Below are 5,191 nucleotides of genomic sequence, written 5' to 3'. Positions count from 1 at the left end.
TAAAAGGCTAGAAATGGTGTCCACTTAAATTAGGTGGACACCATCGCCTTTGGCGTCGGGGTCAGGAAGGTGTGTTGGCCGGACGCATACGGTGTGTTCGCCGGCCGCTTACATTCCAACTTGGGGACGATAGAGAAGACGGAATAAATCGTACGCTAAGCGCTTCGCCTGGGCGCGCAGCCCGGAACGGGCGAAGGCAAGAGGGCTTATAGTGCTTCGTGGTGGAGCGACGGGCCGGTGAAGACCCGCCGCAAACGGCGTTGCTTAAACGATACCGGTATAGAGTCGCACGTCTTCCTCTGCGCGCTCGGTATCGGGAACAAGCATCCACAATTGACCATTTACATCACGCAAATCGTCCCAGTTCTTGGTCGCAACCAGCCGGCGTCCATGGTCGATAAGTTGCTTGGCCTGCGCTTGATCGTTCATGGTCGGCCGTATCTCTTCCAGGTGCTGGAACATACCAACTAGGAAGTCGGGCTGGCGAGCTAGGATTTGGAAGTGAAGTCGCTGCAATTCGCTCGTCGCAGCGTCGATACGCTCTGGGTTGGTTGAGTGGATATGCAACTCCTCTCGGGCCAGGATTTCCTTCAGCTGATGCCGCTCGCGATCGTTGCCCGACTCTTGAACCATGGAGGCCGTATCGGACTTGACCTGGAGATAGTTTGCTTTTGCAGCATCGATCCGCTTGGATGCTGTCAGCTCAAAAATCCCTTGAGCAATCTTGCACTTCTTGTCTTCGAGCTTGAAGCGATCGTCGGTCACGTCATCGCTAGAAAGCGATGCGCTCTCAACGATAAGCGACTGGAGTTCGTCATTCAGTTTCTCCAACTTAGCTGCGCCATCATGGTTGTGGTTCGCCTGAGCGTCCTCAATCTCTGTCTGGATCTTCGTTTCGAGCTGAAGCACCTCGGTGGCCAACAGGCGGGTATCGACGTGGCGGGCCTGGCCCTTGAAGACCTGAGAGAACTCCTGTCCCGTACCGTTAAGGTAGGCGGACACCGTCAAATCTCGTGACTCCGACATTTCGAAGGTCAGATCCACCTCTGTGCCGCGAAGAAGGTCACGGTTAATTTGCTCACCGGTGATAGCCAATATTCCAATCGGCTTATTGGTCGATGAATGTTTTTCGGATGGTCCTTCAACGACCATGATGGTGATGGCGTCGCGAGAGCCTTTGACGATGGTCTTGGCGATCTCAACGGTGCGCTTCCCTTTGGTAGGTAGTACGCAGTTCTTAGCAAAAACAAGGTCGAGTCGTGTGTCCTTGGTAGAACGATCGTCCTTAACTAGGCAAATATCTTCTGGAAGCATCTGACCGGCGACGCTGTAGCGCCCCTGTGCAATCTGGATCGAATCAAAGCCAACATCGATGATGTTGTTCTGGCCGTCAAGGATCTTGAAGGTGAATAGATTGAAGGATCCTTCGCGCAGCGGAAGATCTTCAGCGATACGGGTCGTGAGGGGCTTCAGACCACTGTCAAAGGAGCCGTCGTCATTTGAGATTCTATAGAACAGACCGGCGGTATTTCCTTCAACCTTGGCGGTAAAGGTTTCTTCGCTTTCCTGAGAGTTGCGGTTGTAAACAGCACGAAACTTGATTTGTGAGTTCGTCTGGGCTTTCGGCGCAGCGCCTTCCTGCTTGAATTCCTTGCTGCCCGCAAAGTAAGCAGCTCCGATGGTAATCGCGCTGGTCGGATCAATCGATGTATTGACCGGGATGTTCATCATCTCCTCGACGCGCTTGCGAACGTAGGGGCTGTAGGTCGAGCCACCCACCATCAAGATGAACTTGAGATCACTCGATTGCAGGGAGTTGCGCGTCAGAATTTTTTTCATCATATCGACAGTGCCATCCACTGCGTCCTTGATGACATTTTCGAATTCAGAGCGAGTGATATTCAGGATGGTGTCAATGGCATTGCCCTCGTCATCCACGAGGTCACGAATCATGCCCAGATCGATTTCCGCCGATGCCTTGGTGCTCAATTCGATCTTGGCTTCCTCCGCCTTGTGCAGCAAGACAGTCCAAAGCTTGTTGTATTTGCCTTTTTCGCTTTTCATTTGAGCAAGAAGGTCTTCGAACTTTCCGCGGCGGTTGATCTCCGGAACAAGGATCCTCTCAACGATCATCGAGTCAAAGTCAGATCCACCTAAATAGTTATCACCTTCGTGATCAACCACCGTTAACTCCCCTTCGACAATCTTGACCAATGCTACGTCAAAGGTACCGCCGCCCAGGTCATAAACAATCCATTGGCTGTTCCGAAGGTCGTCGCTCTTTTCCTTGTTCGCATACGCCAAACTAGCTGCAATCGGCTCTTGTAGCAGGACAACGTGCTTGAAGCCGGCTGATATTCCTGCGTCCTTGGTGGCGTTTGACTGCACCGTATCAAATGAGGCGGGTATGGTGATTACCGCAGCTTCGACTGCTTCGCCGGAATGTACAAATCCCTTTAGCTCCTTGAGAACAAAAGCAGAAAGCTCGATCGGAGTCTTGGATGCATTCAGTGACTGAATCTTGATGGTTTCTGTAGTGCCCATCTTTCGCTTGAAGCGGCTGGCAACGCTCTTCGGGTCCTTTTCGGCATACGTGCGAGCCTGGTCACCTACCATGATCCGGTCATTTCGGAAGCCTACGATCGACGGGAGTGTTTCCTTGAAGCCGTTGGGATTCTTGAATACCTCGACTGACCCTTTGTCAAATTTAGCGATCAGCGAGTTGCTGGTTCCCAGGTCAATCCCGAAATTGATCATCTTTGTCATTGTGATACCTCCTCCTTGCTCTGTACTACAACGATCCCTTTTTGCACAACCCGTGAAACCGGGCCATTTACCAGCCTAATCACAGGCTTGATGACCTCAGTGACTACCAGATTCTCAATGCCTGCTCCGACAATGGTGGCTTCGAGGTCCGTGCGTGTCTCTTTGAAGGGCTGTCCCAGCGGATCCTCGATAATCAAGGACTGCTGTTCGAATTCCTCCTTGATTCGGTCAACGTTGCGTTTAGCGTGTCCAGGGTCGCCGTGAACTTCCAGCTTGCGTTCTATTTCATAAAGGCTGTTCAGTACGACAAGCGTCCAGCGTGGTATTTCAATTGGCGGGGGAATGGACATGACTATCCTTAATCGCAGTTGAATGACATTGGAAATAATCGGAGCAACATGGCGTTTGGAACGTCACGTAAGCTGATAGGGAGAGACTTCTTTCCTCTGATTTTATCTACTACTATGGCTGAGCCATTCTGAAGCACGACATCTATCCCACTCCAAGGCACTTGATTTTGGCTGGTGAAAATCAGCCATTTTGATTCGAAGCTCATGCCATTTTGTGTGATCTGGATCGGACCAACTGTCAGGGTTCCGCCACGTTTTAGCTCGCCGAGGAGGTTTTCCATCACGTCGGGAATGATGTAGTGAAACGCGGCATTGACGAGCTTTTCGAACAGCTCATCCTGTTTGTCGCGGTCGGAAGATGTCCATGTAAGCATGTACTCCTTTCCAGTCCGCCGCTTAGCGGCGAATAGATAGTTATGTGAGCCATTTTGCTCGACCATTATTCCCCAGCGTAAGGCTCGGATCTCATTCGCTGGGCACAGGTCACCGTTATCGGAAACGCCTTCCTTCGTAATTTTCCAGTGGCGAGCATTCCCGAAGGTCAAGTGAGACTCGTGCTCTCGTTGCTTTTTGATCATCTCCGAGATGGCTTCGAAGTCTTCTTTCAAACGCTGTGTGAGCTCAATGGACTTGAAGGAAAACTCTTTACTTTTCTCAATAATCGCCAAAGAAAGTTCCGAGTCTTCATGGACGTTGTGCGCATCAATGGCAATGCTTCTGACCAAACCTACCGCTTCATTTTGCAAGTTGCGGAAGTAGGGCGGCAGCAGATTCAGGATGCTGATGATTTTGTGCGTCTCCAGAACCTCATCGATCTGTTTGACCGTTACTTTAATAGCCTCTGCCCGATTCTTGAGCTCCCGTAGCGGGATCAATATGGAGTCCGCTTCTCGTAATGCGTTTTCAAAGCAGCGATCGGCATAGGAGGGCATGACCCAGCGACGGCCATCGAGCAATGCTTCAATGACGGGCACATCCCGGGCTGCAACGGCCTTATTAAAAATGCGGTCGTACTGTGCTGAAAATGGATCGCTTAACCACTCCCTGAGCGCTTCGGAAACACTCACTCGCTCGATAAAATCGAGGGGCGACCACTCTTCGTCCAGAAGGAAATGGTTGATATCGCCTTTTGACAAAAACTCCAGAAGAGGTTTGCACTTATATACTTCCCAGTGATGGGAGGCGACCTCTATGTCGGACAGCTTTTCCGCTAACTCAATCGCCTTTGAACGATCGACAGTTAGCCCAGGCATCCAATGTAGTTTTCCCTCCTCAAGCTCAATTTCCTGAAGTAACGTCTTTTTCCATTTTTGGACAACCTTGGGTTCAAGATCACCGAAATCGAAGTCTTTCGGGCAATTCAGGAGCTGGAAAGGGTTGATGTAGATCGAGTACCACTGATCTTCCGCCTGGCAGAGTGACTTTCGGGACGATTGAACCTTGCGAGCCAAATCCAAAAGTGGAGCCTTGACAGACAGGATGCGGTTTGGCGCCTTTTCGTTAGACTCGTCTTTGCGCATGACCAAGCGCCAACAGTCAACGGCATCAACGTCTTGGGACACGTCATCCAAGTTGTAGGCGAGGCCCAGGTTGAAAAGCGATGCGGTGTCATCGCTTTGGTGCGCGTTGCGCGACCAGTATTTGATGGCATCAAAGCCATGGTTGTTGAGGAAATGTAGGATGCCTAATCGATTCAGGTGCCATGGACTGAGACTCTCAAGTTCATCGAGCTTGGTGAGTACTAGAATTTCTTCCGCTCGCTTCTCAGTGTCATTGTTCTGTCCGTAGATATGAGCAAGCCCTCGTAGCGCCTCAATCTCCTCATTGTCACAGTTAAGTGCAGTCTCGAACGAGCTTGCTGCTTCCTCAGGAGCCCCCAGATCAAGCTCCAAGCTGCCCCGTTTTGCCCACGCTTGGGCAAAGTATGGGACTTTGTCGTTGGTTTCCTTGAGAGCTTCTAGGGCAGCCTCTTTCCTGCCTAGGGATGGTCTGAAGTAGCCATGTATTTCCCCGGCATACCACCTAGCGCAACTTTTAAACTCGCCAAATGATCAAAAAACAATCAATTCGACGAG

3 protein-coding genes are annotated in these 5,191 nt (G+C 51.0%); all 3 read right to left on the bottom strand.

All coding sequences use genetic code 11. The features are described from left to right. Positions 1–264: 264 nt before the first annotated feature. From AO268_RS31230 to AO268_RS31220, 3 genes are read right to left on the bottom strand one after another with little or no spacing between them, the layout of a single operon-like run. A complete protein-coding gene (locus tag AO268_RS31230) occupies positions 265–2,766 on the bottom strand; it encodes an Hsp70 family protein (RefSeq protein ID WP_076965117.1) in 2,502 nt (833 codons plus the stop codon). Further along, a complete protein-coding gene (locus tag AO268_RS31225) occupies positions 2,763–3,116 on the bottom strand; it encodes a hypothetical protein (protein ID WP_076965116.1) in 354 nt (117 codons plus the stop codon). Before AO268_RS31225 ends, AO268_RS31230 begins: the two co-directional genes overlap by 4 nt. Positions 3,117–3,124: 8 nt before the next feature. Next, positions 3,125–5,008, bottom strand: coding sequence for a tetratricopeptide repeat protein (locus AO268_RS31220; protein ID WP_099170825.1), 1,884 nt, complete (start codon positions 5,006–5,008; stop codon positions 3,125–3,127). Between the last annotated feature and the right edge of the window lie 183 nt (positions 5,009–5,191).

The organism is Pseudomonas sp. ICMP 8385 (assembly GCF_002699915.1).
In the GTDB taxonomy this organism is placed as follows: Bacteria; Pseudomonadota; Gammaproteobacteria; order Pseudomonadales; family Pseudomonadaceae; genus Aquipseudomonas; species Aquipseudomonas gessardii.
This window is presented reverse-complemented; position numbering and strand designations above follow the sequence as displayed.